This is a genomic window from Streptomyces sp. NPDC091282, from assembly GCF_044757385.1.
In the GTDB taxonomy this organism is placed as follows: Bacteria; Actinomycetota; Actinomycetes; order Streptomycetales; family Streptomycetaceae; genus Streptomyces; species Streptomyces gramineus.
Genome location: NZ_JBIVUX010000003.1, coordinates 1,115,595 through 1,134,415, shown reverse-complemented (window position 1 = coordinate 1,134,415; position 18,821 = coordinate 1,115,595). Strand labels below are relative to the sequence as shown.

At 75.3% G+C, this 18,821-nt stretch carries 7 protein-coding genes; 5 read left to right on the top strand and 2 right to left on the bottom strand.

Annotation, left to right across the window (positions count from 1 at the left end):
- Positions 1 to 153: 153 nt before the first annotated feature.
- Entirely contained in the window at positions 154 to 3,999 is a 3,846-nt protein-coding gene (locus tag ACIQOE_RS18995) for a S8 family serine peptidase (RefSeq protein WP_401412482.1), read from the bottom strand.
- Positions 4,000 to 4,136: 137 nt separating this feature from the next.
- Entirely contained in the window at positions 4,137 to 5,675 is a 1,539-nt protein-coding gene (locus tag ACIQOE_RS18990) for a ricin-type beta-trefoil lectin domain protein (protein WP_401412480.1), read from the bottom strand.
- Positions 5,676 to 5,969: 294 nt separating this feature from the next.
- Between ACIQOE_RS18990 and eccCa the strand changes: the two genes are divergently transcribed.
- From eccCa to ACIQOE_RS18965, 5 genes are read left to right on the top strand one after another with little or no spacing between them, the layout of a single operon-like run.
- Positions 5,970 to 9,983: a type VII secretion protein EccCa gene (gene eccCa / locus ACIQOE_RS18985; RefSeq protein ID WP_365556341.1), complete on the top strand. Its 4,014-nt coding sequence runs from the start codon at positions 5,970 to 5,972 to the stop codon at positions 9,981 to 9,983.
- Entirely contained in the window at positions 9,980 to 11,377 is a 1,398-nt protein-coding gene (gene eccD, locus ACIQOE_RS18980; protein WP_401412478.1) for a type VII secretion integral membrane protein EccD, read from the top strand. The genes eccCa and eccD overlap by 4 nt, the downstream gene beginning before the upstream one ends.
- Positions 11,378 to 11,389: 12 nt before the next feature.
- Positions 11,390 to 12,682, top strand: coding sequence for a type VII secretion protein EccB (gene eccB, locus ACIQOE_RS18975; protein ID WP_401412476.1), 1,293 nt, complete (start codon positions 11,390 to 11,392; stop codon positions 12,680 to 12,682).
- Between the two features lie 5 nt (positions 12,683 to 12,687).
- Positions 12,688 to 15,360 (top strand): hypothetical protein, encoded by a 2,673-nt coding sequence (locus ACIQOE_RS18970; RefSeq protein ID WP_401412474.1) that lies wholly within the window; start codon positions 12,688 to 12,690, stop codon positions 15,358 to 15,360.
- A complete protein-coding gene (locus ACIQOE_RS18965) occupies positions 15,357 to 18,755 on the top strand; it encodes a right-handed parallel beta-helix repeat-containing protein (RefSeq protein WP_401412472.1) in 3,399 nt (1,132 codons plus the stop codon). The genes ACIQOE_RS18970 and ACIQOE_RS18965 overlap by 4 nt, the downstream gene beginning before the upstream one ends.
- Positions 18,756 to 18,821: the final 66 nt, after the last annotated feature.

The window sequence follows — 18,821 nt, the reverse complement described above, 5'->3', positions numbered from 1 at the left end:
ATAGCGCAACGATAAAGCCTCGGAGAATATATTCACGGCCGGTTCGGCGACTGTTAACCGAGGAGTCGTCCGGATCGTATGCGCGGGAAACAGCGAAATTCCCGCACCGCCCCCGGCGGACGGGCGCCGGGGGCGGTGCGGGAGGGAGAGGGGTCAGGACAGGCCGGTGGCCCGCACGACGGTCTGTGTCACCGTGTCGCCCCGGCTGTCCGACGCGTGCACGCGCAGGGACAGGAAGCGGGCCGTCCGCGGCGCGCCCAGGCGGACCCGGGCCGAGCCGCCCCCGCCCGTGGCGCGCTGGGCGGGCCGCCGCCAGGTGCGGCCGTCGTCGTACGACACCTCCACCGAGTCGGTGTGCAGCGCCCCGGCGCGGATGCCCGGGAGGGCCGCGGGTGTCACCGTGAGGCCGGCGTCCCGTGCGGCCGCGCCGTCGGCGCCGGTCCTGATGCCGTAGTCGAGCTGGAGCAGCGGCAGCACCTGCGGGGCGCCGGTGCCGGGCGCCGCGGAGGCGAAGGCCCACTCGGTGCGGGTGGCGGTCGAGTAGGGGTAGCCCTCCCACCGGGCGGTCGTGGTCACGAGCCGGTACCGCGCCGCGGCGGCCGGCACGCCGTCGACGCGGAGACCGCCGCCGTCGGCGCGGGCCACGAGACGGCCGTCGCGGTACAGCTCGTTCGTCTGGGACGTGGTGCCCGGGCCGACGACTCCCGCGTGGTCGCGTCCGCCGTCGCCCCAGGCCGGGACGAGCACGTCGAAGGCGTCGGCCGTGCGCTCGGGCAGCCGCTGGGACTCGTTGAGCCGAGGGTGTTCGACGGGCCCGAACCACTGGACCCCGGTGGTCCGTCCCGCCGGGTAGGCGACCAGTCCTGAGTACTGCATGGAGCTGACACCGCGTGCGGCCTCCTCCGTCCAGGCCGCCTCCCCGGCCGGGGTCACCCAGTCGGTGCGCCCGGCGCCGACGGGGACCGGGCGGGCGTAACCGGTCTTCACGCCGAGGTAGGGCTGCATGTCGAACCGGAACTCGTCGACCTCCGTGCCCGGGTCGCCGCGGAAGTCCACGTCGACCCGGGCGAGCCGGCTCTCGGCGGGCGCGTAGCGCCGGGTCCGCGGGATGCCGCCGTGCCAGCTGTGCACCAGGTCGTAGAGGTAGCCGGTCGTCGTGCGCCCGACGGTCCGCAGCGGGACCGAGCCGGTGCGGGAGGCCTGGATGCGGCCGATCAGCGTCTCCCCCTCGGTGCGCGAGACACCGGCGATGACGAGGTCGGTGCGGGAGGCGGGCTCGCGCAGCCGGCCGTCCTGGTCGTTGACCACGACGAGCAGCGCGACGCCCGCCTCGCGGGCCGCCGTGTACGGGTCGACGTCCGCCCCGGCGGCGGAACCGGCAGCGGTGCCGGTGCGGTCCTCGTCGTCATCGTCATCGTCGGGGACGTAGCGGACGACGGCCGCCTTGCCGCGCGCGCCGGCCGCCGCGTACTCGGCGGGGGTGCCGTCGCCCGCGAACACGGCGGGCAGGGTCCGGGAGCCGGTGGCCGGGGAGCCCGATCCGGGCTGGAGCCAGAGGTCGTCGAAGTCCTGCGGCCCGGAGGACAGGCGCAGCAGCGGCTGCTCCATGCGCCAGCGGACCGTGTAGGTCAGCGCGCCGCCCGCCGGCTTCGGCATCGGCGTCGCCCAGACGCTGTCGAAGGCGTCGCCGAGCGTGTCGCTGTCGACCACGGCCGGTGAACCGTCGTCGTAGGACCGGCCGAAGTCGACACGGACGTAGGTGTCGGTGCTGGTCCTCGGTGTGACCGCCTCCGTCCTGCGCAACGCCGTCCCGTCCAGGGTGACTTCGGTGTCGCCGGCGCCGACGGCGATGTCCGTGGCGGCCAGCAGCGCCCGGCCCGCGGAGGACGCGCCGTGCACGCCCCGCACGGCGGCCCAGGTCCACACGGTGTACGTGCCGGGCGGCACGACGATGTCGACCGCGCCGTCGAGGTCGCCGTCCAGCACGGTGTCCGTGGAGTCGTCGCCCTGGCGCCGGTAGCTCACCACGACGCCGGGCAGCGGGGCGCCGGACCGGTCGGTGGTGCGCACCCGGAGATGGTGGTCCTCCACCCGGGTGCTGACCGCGAGCAGGGTCCGGGTGACGGTCCTGCCGGCCACGACGCCTTCGAGGTGGCCGGTGAACCGCGACAGCGCCGGGGCCCGGTCGAGGACGGTGGTCACGTCGGTGGCCGCAGTGCCGTGGGCGGGGACGGTGACCGGCCGGTCCGGCACGGTGAACAGGCCCTGGGGCGTGCCGGCTTCGGCCTCGACGCGCGGGGTGACGACGAGCGGGGTGTCGCCGGAGTTGGTCCACGTCACGGTCCGGTGCACGCTGCCGGAGGCCCGGCCCGGGGAGTGGATGCCGGCGTCGGCGATACCGGTCGCCACCAGCGGGCCGGTGGCGGCGACGGCGTCCACCCGGCCGTTGCCGCCCGCGTCCGCGGGGCTGGCGGGCGTGGCGTGGGCGGTGCTGACCAGGGCGTCCTTGATGCGGGCGCCGTCCCAGTCCGGGTGTTCGGCCGCGACCAGGGCGGCGACGCCCGCGACGTGCGGGGTGGCCATCGAGGTGCCGCTGAGGGTGGCGTACGAGCCGGAACCGAAGGACGCCCACTGCGAACGGGCCGCCAGGATGCCGACGCCGGGCGCGGTGATCTCCGGCTTGACCGCGTCGTCCCGGAACCGGGGGCCGCGGCTGGAGAAGCCGGCGAGCGCGTCGGAGGAGTCGACGGCGCCGACGGTGAGCGCGGCGTCCGCGGCCCCCGGGGCGGCGACCGTACCGGCGTCCGGTCCTGAGTTGCCCGCCGCGACGGTGAACAGCGCGCCGGTCTCCGCGCTGAGGTCGTCGACGGCCCGGCTCAGCGGATCGGTGCCGTCGGAGGGGCGGTCGCCGCCGAGACTCATGCTGATGACACGGGCCTTGGCGTCGCGGGCGGCCCACTCCATGCCGCTGATGATCCAGGAGTCGTAGCCGGAGCCGTCGTTGCCGAGCACCTTGCCGACGTGCAGGCGCGCTCCGGGGGCGACGCCCTTCTCCGCGCCGCCGGACGCGGCGCCGCTGCCCGCGAGGGTCGACGCCACGTGGGTGCCGTGGCCGTGGTGGTCGTCCACGTCCTCGCCGGGCACGAAGCTGGCGGAGGAGGCGACCACGCCCCGCAGGTCGGGGTGCGCGGTGTCGTAGCCGGTGTCGAGGACGGCCACGTCCACGCCCTGGCCGGTGTCGCCGTCCTTCCAGACCTGGGGAGCGCCGGTCTGCGCGACGCTGTCCGCGAGGTCGGCCCTGACCCTGCCGTCGAGCCACACCTTGGTGACGCCGCCGGCCAGCGAAGGGACGGCCGGGCGCGCGGCGCGGGCGGTACTCGCTGCGGGCGCCTGCCCGGTGAGACCGGCCCAGAAGGTCGCGGCCCTGCCGTGCTCCTGGGTGACGGCGGTGCCGTCGATGCTGGTCAGCGCGCGGACCCGGGTGGATCCCGCGGGCAGCGACGGCGCCGCCTGCCGCCGGCTCGCGGCGGAGGCGTAGGTCAGGATGACGGGCAGGCCGTCGGTACGGGCGTCGTCGTAGCCGTCTGCGACGAGCCGGGTGACGTCGAAGAGCCGGTCGTCCAGCAGTCCGGCGGCCACGAAGGGTTCGGCTGCGGACGGGTAGACGTAGGTGTCGCCGCGCTCCGTGGTGATCCGCGCGTCGGCGCGGTGGCCGCCGGGTCCCTCCACGGTGACCGTGGGCGGGCCGTCGCCCCCTTCCGTCACGGTGACGCGGTCGCCGGTGACGAGGGTGACGGTGCGGGGAGCGGGGACGGTGCGGGGAGCGGGGACGGCCGCGGTGCGGCCGGACGCCGGTCCGTCCGGGCGGGCGGCGGAGGCGGAAAGGGTGTCGGCGGGCGAGGGGCGGGTGTCGGCGGATGCCGGCGGGATCGCCATCAGCAGCGCGGTGACACCCACGGCGATCGGCAGGCCTGATCGGCCGGGAAAGAGCGGTCTCACAGGGGGTCCTTCACATGAGATCCATGCAAATGTCCGGCGCATGCTAGCCAGTTGAATGTTTCAACGAATCGCCGAACGTGACGCACACCGCGAGGCCGCCCTTTCGGGCACGGACCCTGCCCGGGACCCCGGTGGTCTCAGGCGAGGTGCCACTTCTGGTTCGACGTGCCGCCGCACTCCCACAGCTGGAGCCGGGTGCCCGCCGCGGTGCCCATGTCCTTGGCGTCGACGCACATGCCGATCTGGGTGTTCACCAGGTCGTGGGAGCCGTTGAGGTTGAAGCGCTGCGCCCAGCCGCCGTTGCAGCGGGCCAGCTGGATGGTGGTGCCGTCGCTCTGCGAGGCGCCCGCGATGTCCAGGCACATGCCCATCGACCGCACGCTGCCGTCCGAGGCGAACACCCACTTCTGCCAGGAGCTTCCGGTGCATCCCTGGAGGGTCAGCGGGGAGCCGTCGGACGCCTTGTGCGCGGACACCCCGACGCACCGGGAGGACGCGTACCCGACGATCATCGACCCGGCGACGGTGGTGTGGGTGGCCGCGGGCTTCGACGGGGTCTGGTTCTGGGTCTTGGTGGTGTTCCCGGAGCCCGACGTCCCCGTGGAGCCCTTGGTGCCCGAGGAGCCCGCGGAGCCCGAGGTGTGCGCGTCGGAGGCGTCGACCGCCTTGCCGCCGCCCGAGGAGGAGGCGCCGGAGTGCGCGGACCCGGGGCCGTCCCCGGCCGCCGCAGCGCCGCCCCGTCGTGCCGAGCCGGCCGCCGCGTGCGGCGTGCCCTGCGGGGTGCCGGACGCGTGCTGCCCCGTGGCGGCGGAGGGAGTTGCCGCGTCACCGGGGACCACCGCGTCGCCGGGGCCGGCCTTCGGCACGGCTCCGTCGTCGAGGCGCATCGCACGAGGCTCGGCGTCGCCGTCGCCGCCGGGGACGGTCATGAAGGCGACGGTGCCCAGGCCGAGTGCCGCCAGCACGGCGACGGCGGTCATCACACCGACCAGGCGCACGTTCCGCTCGGGGGGAGCGCCCGGGGACGTGCCGCCGGCTCGGGCGGCCACGACGGTCCCGGCCTTGGACACCAGCAGCCGCAGGAACCTCCCGGACCGGCCGTCCGTGCCACCGTCCCCGTCTCCGTCCCCGGGCGGGTTCTCGGCCCGGTTGCCGGCCCGGCCGCCGGGTGCCGTGGCCGTCACCTCGTCCGTACCGCCGTCCGGGCCGCCGGACGGGTTCGCGGCCGAAGTGCCGCCCGGCCGGGCGCTGTTGTCACGTCGGCCGGCGTTCTGCCGCGCAGGCTCCGCCGCCGGGGCAGCGCTCGACTTCGCGCTCGCCTTCCCGCTCGCCGCGGCCGTCCCGCTCGCCGCGGCCTTCGCGGTCGCCCCGGTCTTCGCGGCCCCCTTCGCCGTCCCGCTCTCCGCGGCCTCGGCGGCCTTCGCGGAACCGGGTGCCGTCTCCGTCGCCGTCCGCGCCCCTGGCGTCGGAACGGACGCCGCCGGGCCCGGACGCACTACCCCCGCCGGTGTCGCGGCGATCGCCGCGACCGCGCTCCCGGCGTCCGGTGCGGGCCCGGCCGTCGGGCCGGTCGCGCCCGCGGACTCCGGCTTCCCGGCCTCTCCGAGCCAGGGCAGCGGCTGTTCCCAGACCGCCGCCTCCGCGGTCGACTCCGCCGGTCCGTTCCTCTGTGCCATGTGTGCCCCGCCCGCCTCAGCGTCTCGTGGTCTGCGAACGCCCGACCCTAGAAGTCCCGGAGGCCCAAATACCGCGCCCATGCGGAACGTTGCCCGGTCGGGCGAAGGGTCTTCCCCCGTGTCCCGCCGTTCCGCCGGCCGGACCCGCGCACGGCACGTCTGCCCTATCGGTCATGCTCCCGTCCCCCCGGGACAGACATCGCCCGTGACGGCCGGTCGGCGTCCGGGGCGCTGCCTAGGCTCTGGAGACTCCAGCCGCAGGAAGCAGGAAAGCGGGAACGCACGTTGAGCACCATGGTCGCCAAACGTCCGCCGCGCGCCGAGGGCCCTCCGATGCCCGAGGGACAGGTGGAGCTCGCCGAGCCCCCCGTCCTGAGCGAGCCGGCCACCGCCGACTTCGGGTCGGTGATGCTGTATCTGCCGATGGGCCTCGGTTCCGGGGCCATGGTGCTGATGTTCTCGGTCGGCAGCGGCGGAGCCTCCACGTACCTGATGTCCGGGATGATGGGCATCGCGATGGTGAGCATGACGCTCACCCAGGTGGGCCGCCCCGGCTCGGACCGGCGCCGCCGGATGCGCGCCGAACGCCGGGACTACCTGCGCTACCTGGGCCAGAAGCGCAAGCAGGCCCGGCAGGCCGCCGACGAGCAGCGTGCCGCGCTGCTGTGGGACAACCCGCCGCCCGGCGACCTGTGGGCGCTGGCCCGTGGCACCAGGCTGTGGGAACGCAGGCCGGGGCACGAGGACTTCGCCCGGGTCAGGATCGGGCTCGCCACCCGCCGCGCGGCGCTCGACTTCATGCCGCCGCAGACGAAGCCGGTGGAGGACCTGGAGCCGCTGTGCGCGATCTCGCTGCGCCGGTTCACCAAGGCCCACCAGACCGTGCCCCAGTTGCCCGTCCCGGTGTCCCTGCAACGCTTCACCAGTGTGGAGTTCACCGGTGAGACCGACGGCGCCCTGGCCCTGGCCCGAGCGATGGTGGCCCAGCTCGCGGTGTTCCACTCCCCCGACGAACTGCGGATCGCGGTGCTCGGTGACGAGGCCGCCCGCGAGGCGTGGGACTGGCTGAAGTGGCTGCCGCACAACGCGCATCCGACGGAGGAGGACGCCGCCGGTCCGCTCCGGCTGGCCGCCTCCGACCACGAGGCGCTCCTGGAACTGCTCGGGGCGGACGTCCGTGACCGGCCCGACCACGACAGGGACTCCTCCCCCAGCGTCGCCGAGCCGTTCACGGTCGTGGTGGCCCAGGGCGCGCGGATCCCCGAGTCGTCCCGCCTGCTGGGCGCCGGGATCCGGGGGGTCGTCCTGCTCGACCTGACCGGCGCGGTGCCCGGCGGCCCCAGGGTCCTGCGGCTCCGTGTCCACGAGGGCCGGGTCGACTTCCCCCACGGCACCGAGACGGTCACCGGCGACGCCGACCGGTTGACGTCCGTGGCGGCCGAGACGCTCGGCCGGGTGCTCGCCCCGATGCGCACCAGCGGCGGTGTCGACCTGGTCGACCGCCCGCTGGAGTCCGACTTCGACCTCACCACCATGCTCGGCATCAGGGACGTGCGCACCTTCGACGTCGCCGCCAAGTGGCGTCCCCGGCTCGCCCAGCACGCCCGGCTGAAGGTCCCCGTCGGGGTCACCGGCGAGGGCGAGATCGTCGAGCTGGACCTGAAGGAGTCGGCGCAGGGCGGGATGGGCCCGCACGGTCTGCTGATCGGCGCCACCGGTTCCGGCAAGAGCGAGCTGCTGCGCACCCTCGTTCTGGGCCTGGCCGCGACGCACTCCTCGGAGATCCTCAACCTGGTCCTGGTGGACTTCAAGGGCGGCGCGACCTTCCTCAACATGGACCGCCTGCCGCACACCTCCGCCGTCATCACCAACCTCGCCGACGAACTCCACCTCGTCGACCGCATGCGCGACTCCATCAACGGGGAGATGATCCGCCGCCAGGAACTCCTGCGCGAGGCGGGACACGCCTCCCTCTACGAGTACGAGAAGGCCCGCGCCGCCGGAGCCACCCTCGCCCCGCTGCCCTCGCTCCTCGTCATCGTCGACGAGTTCTCCGAACTCCTCGCCAGCAAGCCCGAGTTCGTGGAGCTCTTCGTCTCCATCGGCCGGCTCGGACGAAGCCTCGGCGTCCACCTGCTGCTCGCCTCCCAGCGCCTGGACGAATCACGCATCCACCGCGTCGAGGGCCACCTCTCCTACCGCCTCGCCCTGCGCACCTTCTCCTCCATGGAGTCCCGCAGCGTCATCGGCACCTCCAGCGCCTACGAACTCCCCTCCGCGCCCGGCAACGGCTACCTCAAGGTCGACACCACCAACCTCGTCCGCTTCAAGGCCGCCTACGTCTCCGGGCCGGTCCCCGCACCGCCGAGCCCGGAGGAGGCGGCGCGCCGGGAGGGTGCGGTCCTCGAAGTGACCCCGTTCGGGCTGGAGCAGCAGGGCCGGCTCGCCTCCGTCCGCGCGGAGGAGGAGGCCGCGGCCCTGGTCTCGCTCGCCGAGCAGGCCCGGCACGAACCGGGCGGGGACCCGGGAGCGGTCGAGGACGAGGGGGCGGACGGCAGTCTGCTCGACGTGATGGTGGGCCGGCTCGAGGACAGCGGCCCGCCCGCACGGCAGGTCTGGCTCTCCCCGCTGTCCGAGCCGGCTCCCCTGGACCAGCTGCTGCCCGGCATCGTCCCCGACCCGGAGCGCGGCATGGGCACGTCCGACGCCCGTGTCCGGGGCGCCCTGCGCGTCCCGCTCGGCATGGTGGACCGGCCCTTCGAGCAGCTGCGCGAACTGCTGGTCGCGGACCTCTCCGGGGCCGAGGGGCACGTGGGTGTCGTCGGCGCGCCGCAGACCGGCAAGTCGACCCTGCTGCGCACCCTGATGATGTCGCTGGCGCTCACCCACACCCCGGCCGAAGCGCAGTTCTACTGCCTGGACTTCGGCGGCGGCGGCCTGGTCTCCACCTCCGGCCTGCCGCACGTCGGCTCGGTCGCGACCCGGCTGGAACGCGACCGGGTCCTGCGGACCGTCGAGGAGCTGTCCCAACTGGTCGAGCAGAGGGAGCAGTTGTTCACCTCGCGCGGGCTGGAGTCGATGGCCGCGTACCGGGCGCTGCGGGCCGAGGGCGGCGTCGACGACCCCTACGGTGACGTCTTCCTGGTGGTCGACGGCTGGGCCACGCTCCGCCAGGACTACGAGGACCTGGAACAGCGGATCATGGAACTCGCGGCGCGCGGACTGTCGTTCGGCCTGCACATGGTCGTCGCCGCGGTCCGCTGGTCCGAGATCCGGCCCCGGCTCAGGGATCTCCTCGGCACCAGACTCGAACTCCGGCTCGGCGACTCCATGGAGTCCGAGGTCGGCTCCCGCGCCGCCGCCGGTGTGCCGCACCAGCCGGGGCGCGGCCTGACCGGCTCCGGCCACCACTTCCTGTCCGCGCTGCCCCGCCTGGACAGCTCGCCGCGCACCGACGACCTGACACCGGCCACCAAGGCGGCGGTCGCCGAGATCGGCACCTTCTGGACGGGCGACAAGGCACCCGGCGTACGGCTGCTGCCGACCACCCTGGACGCGCGCCGCCTGCCGGCCCCCGCCGACGCCCGCGACCTGAGGTTCTGCCTCGGCTGGGACGAGCAGCGCCTCGCACCCGTCTGGCACGACTTCGGCAGCACCCCGCACCTCCTCGTCTACGGCGACGGCGAGACCGGCAAGACCAACGCGCTGCGCCTGGCCATCCGCGCCATCACCAGCCGCTACCGGCCCGAGGAGGCCCGCATCCTCCTCGCCGACCCCGGCCGCGGCCTGCTCAAGGACGTCCCCGAGGAGTACCGCGTCGGCTACGTCGTCGACCCCGACGGACTCGGCAAGCTCGCCGAGAGCGCCGCCGTCTCGGTCGCCAAACGGCAGCCCGGCGCCGACATCACACCCGAACAGCTCGAAAAACGGGACTGGTGGGCAGGACCCCTGCTCTTCGTCCTCGTCGACGACTACGACCTCTTCGCCGGCGCCCCCGGCACGCCTTCCCCGATGACACCCCTGGTGCCCCTGCTCTCGCAGGGCGCCAACATCGGACTCCACCTCGTCGTCGCCCGCTCCACCTCCGGCGCCATGCGGTCCGTCATGGACCCCCTCGTCCGCCGCATGTGGGAACTCGGCAACCCCGCGCTCCTCTTCTCCTACCCCAAGGAGGAGGGCAAGTTCATCGGCGAGGCCAAACCCCGCACCCTTCCCGCCGGCCGTGCCCAGCTCGTCACCCGGCGCCACATCAAGCTCGTACAGACCGGTCTGGTCTCGGCGGGCCCCGTCCCCACAGGAGCACGATGACCACGGCCGCACCGTTGACGGGCAGGGCCACCGAGGTCTGCCGCGTCACCGTAGAGACGTCGGACGGCCGCACCGACCTGTCCGTCCCGGTCACCACACCGGTGTCCGCCCTGCTCCCCGTCCTGCTGCGGCGGTTGCCCACCGCGGACGGCGCCGACGGCGATCCCTGGGTGCTGCAGCTCCTGGGCGAGGAGCCCCTCGCGCCCGAGGACACCCCGGAGACCGCTGGGCTGCGCCACGGCGACGTGCTGTACCTGCGCCCGGCCGACGCGCCGCTGCCCGCGGTGCACTTCGACGACCTCGCCGACGGCGTCGCCCGGACCGTGGGCGACGGCCCCGGCCGGTGGCGTCCGGAACTGACCCGCGGCCTCTGCCTCGGCCTGGTCTGCCTGGCGCTCGCCGCGGTGGCCGCCGCGCTGCTCGGCGCGGGCGCGAGTCACCGTACCGCCGCCGTGGCGGCCGCCGTCGCCGTCGTCCTGGCCGCGGCCTGCGCGTCCCTCGCCCACCTGGAGGCAGACCGGGGCGGCGTCCTGGCCGCCGGACTGGGCGCGTTCGTCTTCGCGGCCGGGACCGGGCTGATCGTGGGCGCGGGACCGGACGGCGGCCACGCCACCCGGCTGATCGGTGTGCTCCTGGGATGCGGCCTCGCGATCGCGCTGGCGGCGCTGCTGTTCGCGCTGGGGGCGCTGCCGCTGGTCGTGCCGGGCACCGTGCTGCTCGTCGCGGTCGCCGCCGCGGGCACGGCGGGGCTGACGGAGGTCTTCGGACTGCGCGCCTCGCAGTCCGCCGCCGTGACCGCCGTGGCGCTGTTCGTGCTGGGGCATCTGGCGCCCCGGCTGGCGCTGCGCACCGCCCGGCTGCGGGTGCCCCAGCTCCCGCACGACGCACAGGAACTCCAGGAGGACATCGAGCCGGAGACCGGCACCCGGGTCTCGCTGGGAGTGTCCGTCGCCACCGCCTGCCTCGACCTGATCAGCGTCGGCTCGGCCCTGTTCTGGGTGGTCGCCCTCTGGCTGGTGGCCGCGCACGAGCGAGGCTGGGCCGGCTGGCTGCTCCCGCTCTGCCTCGGCCTCGCCGTGCTGCTGCGCGCCCGCGGCACCAACGGCACCCTCCAGCGCACCCCGGCCGTACTGGCCGGGGTCTACGCCCTCGCACTCGTCCTGGTCCTGCGCACCGCCGGTACGGGACCGGCCGGCCGGGCCTGCGCGCTGGCGGTCCTGCTGACCGCCGCGGTGCTGCTGCTCGTCGGCGCCTGGCGGCTGCCGCAGGCCCGGCTGCTGCCCGTCTGGGGGCACCTCGGCGACCTGATGGAGATCATCACCGCGATCGCGCTGCTGCCGCTGCTGCTCCAGGTCCTGGACGCCTACGCCTACTTCCGCGGCCTCGCGGGCTAGGGACGGACCGACGTGCAGACACGACGCGATCACGTGCAGGCCTACCAGTTCGCCATGGGACGCCTCGCCTCCGCACTCGTCAGCGGCGACCCCGGCCGAGGAGAGAGCCCCACCCGACGATCCGCACTCGGCTCCGTCTTCGGCGTCGGCCTGGTCGTCCTGCTCTGCGCCGGCTTCGGCGTCTACGGCCTCATCTCCCCGGTCGCCAAGAACGACTGGCGCAAGGACGGCACCGTCGTCCTCGAACAGAGCACCGGCAACCGCTACGTCTACGCGGACGGCGAACTGCGCCCCGTCCGCAACTACGCCTCCGCGCTCCTCATCGCGGGCAAGCGGACCGACCCCGCGACCCCGTCGGCGAAGTCGCTGGAGGGGGTCCCGCACGGCACCCCGGTCGGCATACCCGGCGCCCCCGACAACGTGCCCGACGCGGCCGGCCTGACACCGGGCCCCTGGGCGCGCTGCCTGCCCCGGGCGGGAGCCGCCGACGCGGGGCAGAGTCTCGCGTTCGGCCCGATCGTCTCCGCCATGCACGCCCTCCCGTCCGGCCGGCAGGCACTGGTCGACGGCCCGAAGGGCGACCACTACCTGCTGCTGGGCGGCGCCAAGCATCCGGTACCCGACGGCGCGGCCCTCATCGCGCTCGGCCTGGACGACCAGACGGCGTTCACCGCCACCGCCGACTGGCTCGCCGCCGTCCCCACCGGCGCCGCGCTCACCGCGCCCACGCCGCCCGGCACCGGGAAACCGGCCGGTGAGGTCGCCGGGAAACCCGCCACCGTCGGCCAGTTGTTCCGCACCGGCACGAGCGGCACCGAACGCCACTACCTGCTGCGCTCGGACGGCTTGGTCCCGGTCAACCCGACGGCCTACGCCCTGCTCGCCGCCCGTCCGGGCGCGCCCGAGCCGAGGCAGGTCGAGCAGACGGACATCGCCATGGCCCGCGCCTCCGCCGACCGCGGCCCCACCGACCGGGTCCCGGACGTCCTCGGCGTCCCCGCCCTCGACAGCGGCACCCCGTGCCTGGTGCGGCTCACCGCCGCCACGTACAAGCTGGTCGTCAGCCGCTTCGAGGGCGGACGGGTCGTCCTGCCGGCGGGCGGCGGTGTGCTGGCCGTCCCCGACGGCAGCCACCTCACCTATCTCGTCACCGAGCAGGGCGTGAAGTACCGGATCGCCGGCGACGACGCCGTCCAGGCCCTCGGCCTCGGCGGCGCAGAGAACCGGATCGCGCTGCCCGCCGGTGTCCTCGCGCTCCTGCCCGACGGTCCGGTGCTCAGCCGCGCCGCGGCCGGAAAGGGGTGAGCCGGGTGAGCAGGCTCCGGCTGCGGGCGACTCCGGTCGGCGGCGCGCTGCTGGTCCATCCGAAGGGACAGCTCGACGAACGGGCGGCGGGTTTCGCGGAAGGGCTGAGCGACGACCCCCAGCACACGCTGGTCGTCGTCGACCTGCCCGCCGGCGTCCTCGCCGACGAGTGGGCCGCCGTGGCCAGGCTGCTGTCCCCGTCCCGGTACGGCAGTCTGCGGATCGTCTTCGGACGCGACCGCGGCGAGGCCGTGCGCAGGGCGGCGGGGCTGATCTCCGAACGGCTCGGCCGGGAGGTCGTCGCCGCCGACGGCACCCTCGTACCGACCGTCACGGGCGGGCTGTTCACGCCCGGGGACGACGCGGGCTGGCTCCGGTTCCGCCCCGGGCACCCCACCGAGCCCGACTCCCGGCGGTTTCCCCGGCCGCACTGGGAACGCTCGCTGCCCGGCCGGCCCCGCGCGGTGAGCGACCGCACCACCGCCCAGCCGGTCCCGTCCGGCGTATGGCTGCGGCACACCGACCGCACCCTGGTGCCCGGCGAGCACCGGGGCAGGATCGAGGCCGCGCCCACCGACCCGCACCGCCTCCTCGTCGTCCTCGGCAGCCCGGACACCCCGCCGCTCCCGGTGGACGACGTGGCCCGCTACTGGGACAGCGTGCTGCCCGACGCCCGCTCCGCGGTCCGCTTCCACCTCTACGGCACGCTCGACACCCCCGAGTCCCTCTCCCCCGGGCAGTGCCTCGCCGACGCGCTGGACCACGAGGTCGTCCTCTGCGCCGACCTCCCCTCCGGTACGCCGTCCGGGACCGACGACGGCACCATGTCCTACGTCCCGGTCGGTACGGCCGTGCTGCTGCGGCCGCCCGCGTCCGGGTCCGGGGTGCCCGAGCCCCGGGAGCCCGCGGCCGGCGGCGAACTCGTCGCCCCGGGGACGAGGGCGGGTGTGGCGGGCGGCGCCGAGATCACGGCGGCAGCCGCCCCCGCGGGCGTACGCCCCCTCGTCCCGCAGCAGGCGCCGCCCCGGGTCCAGATGGAATCGGGGACCGCGCAGCGCCCCGCGGGCGCGGTACGGGAGATACCGGCACCGGTGGGCACGGGCCCCGCTCCGGAAGCCGAAGGCTCGCTGCCCGATGCCGGGGAGGGTCCCGCGAGGGGTGAGGAGGCCCTAGCGAGCGGGGACCCTGCCGTGGGTGGGGACCTTGTTCCGCGGGCGACCCCTGTCCCAGGCGAGAACCCCGCCTCGGGCGAGAGCCCTGTCCCGGGCGAGAACCATGTCCCGGGTGCGGACACCGTCACGGGTGACCGGCCGGAGAAGACCACCGTGGTCCCCCGCGCCGGGGCGCCCGCCGGGAACGCCATGCCCGTCCCCGCGCCGATCGGAACCGCCGAGCCCGGCACGACGCCGGACCCGGTGCCGGGCCCGGTGCCCGACTCGACGCCGGAGCCGGCGCCGGACCCGGTGCCGGACCCTCTGACAACGGCTCAGGCACCTCCCGCCGGACCGCCGGTCCCCGCCCCGGCTCCCCCGCTCCCCGGCCCGGACCTCGCCCCCGCCGACCCGGGCCGTACCGCATCGGCACCGGGAAGCCCCGACCCCTCCGGGCCGGACCTGCTCGCGGCTCCCGGACTCGCGCCCGGGACCGGCCCCGAGGAGGCCCCCGACCCCGCACCGGAACCTGCGCCCGCGCCGCGGCCCGTCCGCCCCGCCGCGCCCCGGTTCCGGCTGGAATCCGCCGCGCCCGTCCCGGAGCTGGGCCCGGCCCCGGAGCCGCACCCGGACCCCGAGGTGCCGGCCGCGCCCGACGCCCGGGAGCGGGCCCGGCCTGCCGGGAGCCCCACCGTCGCCTCGGGCGCCAGCGACCAGGTCCGGGTGCAGCCCGTGCCCGGCCAGGCCGCCTGCGCCATCCCGCCCGAACGCGGCGTCGCCCGCGAACGGGACTGGCTGCGGCGGATGTTCAGCGAGCAGTACAACGCCACGGCCGGTGCCGTGTCCCGCGTGATGTCCGAGACACCGGGGCTGCGCGGCGACTCCCGTGCGGAGGCGGATCAGGCGCTGACCGAACTGGTCGCCGTCCGCCTGTACCTGTCCGGTGACAGCCGCGGCGCGGACAGCGCGGTCCGTACGGCCGCGGCGGGACCGCACGTGCCGCTCGCCCGCTGTGTGACGGCGGGGCTGCGCAGGCTGCCCTCCTACCGTGGCCCGACGCTGCTGCGCACCCGTCTCACCGACGCCGAACGCGCCTGGTACCACGAAGGCAGGCTCGTCACCGAATGGGCCTTCTGCCACGCCCGCACCTCGCTGCACACGGGCCCGCGCGGCGCCGGGGCCACCGACATCCTCATCTGGTCGATGACCTCGCGCCGGACCGCCCAGCTCGACCCGGCCGTTCCCGACCGGGTGCTGTTCCTGCCGGGAACCGTCTTCAAGGTGCTGCGCACCGACGGCCACACCGTGCTGATGCGGGAGGTGTCGTCGTCGGAGATCTCGGCGGACGGCCGGGTGGAGGGCCAGCAGGCCAGGCTCGACGAGATCGCCGTCAAGGGGCTCGGGAACATCCTCGACGCCCTGGAGAAGTCCGGCACCGACGCGGCCGCCGAGTGCGCCGACCCGCCCGGACTCGTCATCACCCCCGACACGGGCCGTTCAGGTCGTGAGGAAGGAGCCACGTCATGAGCAGACAGGTGCTGTTGGTCTCCCCGGACCGGCCGGGCGCCCACCGTACGATCGCCGGCGCGCTGGCCGAGGCCACCGAAGGGGCGCTGGTCACCGTGGCGCCCGGCCGGTACGAGGAGAACCTCGACATCACGCGGGCCGTGACCCTTGCGGCGGAGAGCGGCACCGGGACCGTCCGGGTGCACGCGGCCACGGGGAGCACGGTGGTGGTGGAGGCGGACGCGGTCCAGCTCTCCGGCCTGGTGCTGTCGGGCGCCGACCAGGAGGCGCCGGTGCTCGACCTGCGCCGCGGGCAGTCCGCGCTGGACGGCTGCGTGATCGAGGGCGCGGCCTGGACGGCCGTCCTGGCCTGGAACGAGGGCGTGCTGGCGGCGCGTGGCTGCCGGGTGGTCAACCCGAACGGCGCGGGTGTCGTCGTCACCTCGCGCGGCGGGAACGTGCTGGAGGACACCGAGATCAGCGAGCCCGGTTCGTCGGCCGTCGTGGTCGCCGAGCACGGCCGTCTGGACGTGCGGGACTGCCGGCTGGACCGTCCCGGCGGCAACGGCGTCTGCGTGAACGGCACGGCGACCGCGACGGTGGAGTCCACCCGGATCACCGGGAGCGCCAAGCCGGCCGTCGCCGTCGAGCAGGAGGCCCGCGCCGCGCTGGTCAAGGTCACCGTGACCGGAAGCGCGGTCCTCGACGCCTACCTCACGGGGCGGGGCGCGACGACGCTCACCGACTGCGACTTCAGCGGCTCGGCGGGGCAGTCCGTGCACATTGCCGAGGGTGCGGCACCCCAGCTGCGCCGTTGCGCGGTGAGCGGCGCGGCGCGGGCCGGCGTGCAGGTCACCGGGGGTGCCCGGCCGCGTTTCGAGGACTGCGAGATCACCGGTTCCCCGATCGGCTTCCACGCCACCGGCGCCGGTACCGCAGTGAGCGCCACCGGGCTCACCGTGCGGGACGCGACGACCGCCGCCGTGCAGGTCTTCGACGCGAGCACCGCCGAGCTGGAGCGGCTCACCGTCACCGGGACCACGGGCGCCGGTGTCCGGGCCCAGGGCGGGGCCCAGCTGACCGTGCGGGAGGGCACGGTCGACCTCGGCGGCGGCCAGGGGGTGGCGCTGGCCGAGTCCGCGAGCGCGTTCCTCGCCGGCTGCACGCTGCGCGGCTGCGGCGCGGTCGTCGGCGAGGGCACCGAACTCGTCGTCCACGACAGCGAGTTCACCGACTCCGCCACGGACGCGATCCGGGTGCTGGCCGAGGGCTCGCTCACCGCCTTCGGCTGCCGTATGACGGGCGCCCGCGGCCAGGGGGTGAACGCCCACGACGACGCCCGGACCGAGCTGAGCAACTGCGTCGTCTCCGACAACGCGGGCGACCGGACGTCCGGCGCCGGCCGCGGCGGACCGGGCGACGGCCCGCGGGGCGTCGCACCCTCCCGGCAGGAGGCCGCCGCCGGATCCGGCACGAACGAGGGGTCCGGGCCGGGCAACGGCACCGGGCCGCTCGCCGAACTGGAGGCCCTGGTCGGCCTGGACAGCGTGAAGCACGAGGTCACCGGGCTGATCAACCTCAACAAGATGACCCAGCGGCGCACCGAGATGGGCCTGCCCATGCCTCCGATGAGCCGCCACCTCGTCTTCGCCGGACCGCCCGGCACCGGCAAGACCACCGTGGCCCGCCTCTACGGCGCGGTCCTCGCCGAACTCGGCATCCTCAGCAAGGGCCACATCGTCGAGGTCGCCCGCGCCGACCTGGTCGCCCAGATCATCGGCGGCACCGCCATCAAGACCACCGAGGTCTTCAACCGTGCCCTCGGCGGGGTCCTCTTCATCGACGAGGCCTACACCCTCACCAACCAGTCCCGCGGCACCGGACCCGACTTCGGCCAGGAAGCCGTCGAGTCCCTGATGAAGCTGATGGAGGACCACCGCGACGAGATCGTCGTCATCGCGGCCGGCTACTCCGAGCACATGGACCGCTTCCTCGCCTCCAACCCGGGCATGGCCTCCCGCTTCGCCCGCACCGTGGAGTTCCCCAACTACTCCCCGGACGAGCTGGTCACCATCGCCCGGAACCTGTGCGACAAGCACTACTACGAACTGGCCGACGACGCCCTGCTCGCCCTCCACGCCTACTTCGAGGACGTGCCCAAGGGCCCGACGTTCGGCAACGGCCGGGTCGCCCGCCAGGTCTTCGAGTCGATGATCAGCACGCAGGCGTCGCGGCTGGCCACGCACGCGGCGGAACACGACGGCGAACTGAGCCTGCTCACCGGCGCCGACGTCCCCCGGGCGGCCCCGGCGCCGCCGGGCCCGCAGACCGAGGCGTCCACGGCGGCTCCACCCGGCCGCCGGGCCGCCGACGCACGGCCGGGCCCTGCCCCGGAGGCGGCGGCCGCACCGCCGGACCCTGCCCCGGGAACGACGGCCGCAGCGCCGGGCCCCGACCCGGAAACGGCACCCGCTCCCGAGGCCGTCGGCACACCGTCGTCGCCGCCCGCACCCGAGGCCGCCGCCGCACCGCCGGGTCCGGCGGCCGGCACCGGTGGCGCACCGGCGCAGGCGCCCGGGCCCACCGCAGCGCCGGAGTCCACGCCCGGTCCCGAGGACCCGGGCACCACCCTGCCAGCGGCCGGACCGCCCGTGCGGACCACGCCCGCCGCGGCCGCTCGCGCCTTCGCCCCGCTGACCGGTGTCGACGCGGTGGCGGACGCGCTGACCGCCCGCGTGGACGCGCTGGTCAGGCTCGGCCAGGGGACCGCGGGTCTGGCGGACGTCATCCTCGAAGGCACGCCGGGCAGCGGACGGCGGGCCGTGGCCGCGGCCTACGGCCGCGCCCTCGCCGCGTGCGGCGTCATACCGCACGGGGCGTTCACGCACCTGTCCCTCTCCACCGTCCCCGCGCGCTGGTCCCCGCAGCCTCCCGCCTACCTGGCCCACCAGTTCCGGGAGGCCGCAGGCGGCCTCCTGGTGGCCGAGACCGACCCGGCCTTCGACGAGCGTCCGGACGGCGAACAGGACGCCGTCCTCGACGCGCTGGCCGCCGCGGCCGCGTCCCGTGACGCCGACGGACCGGTCCTGGTGCTGTCCGGGAGCGGACCGCGCCTGCTGGACCGGCTCCGTGACCACACCGACCTGGCCGCGGTGTTCGCCGAGTACGTCCAGCTGCCCGCCTGGACCGGGGACGGGCTCGCCGAGCTGACCCGCCGGCGGCTCACCGCGCTGGGCTTCCGGGTGGGCGAGGAGATCGTGGCGGCGCTGGCCGGACAGGACCCGGCCTACGGGGCCCTGGGCGCGCACCTGCTGGCGCACGGCATCGCGGCGGCGGCCCGCTCCGTCGACCTGACCCTCGACGACCTCGCCGGCCGTCTCCCGATCGCCGACGCCGAGGCGCTCGCGGTGACCTGACGGACCGAAAGGGCAGACGGTCCGAACGGTTGGGCAGCAAGCCCCGAAGGGGCTCGTGGTTCCCGG

Excerpts from the sequence above, each read along its gene's own strand:
- ACIQOE_RS18965 (WP_401412472.1), top strand. The coding sequence starts at position 15,357 with ATGAGCAGACAGGTGCTGTTGGTCTCCCCGGACCGGCCGGGCGCCCAC.
- ACIQOE_RS18990 (WP_401412480.1), bottom strand. The coding sequence starts at position 5,675 with ATGGCACAGAGGAACGGACCGGCGGAGTCGACCGCGGAGGCGGCGGTC.
- eccD (WP_401412478.1), top strand. The coding sequence starts at position 9,980 with ATGACCACGGCCGCACCGTTGACGGGCAGGGCCACCGAGGTCTGCCGC.
- eccCa (WP_365556341.1), top strand. The coding sequence starts at position 5,970 with ATGGTCGCCAAACGTCCGCCGCGCGCCGAGGGCCCTCCGATGCCCGAG.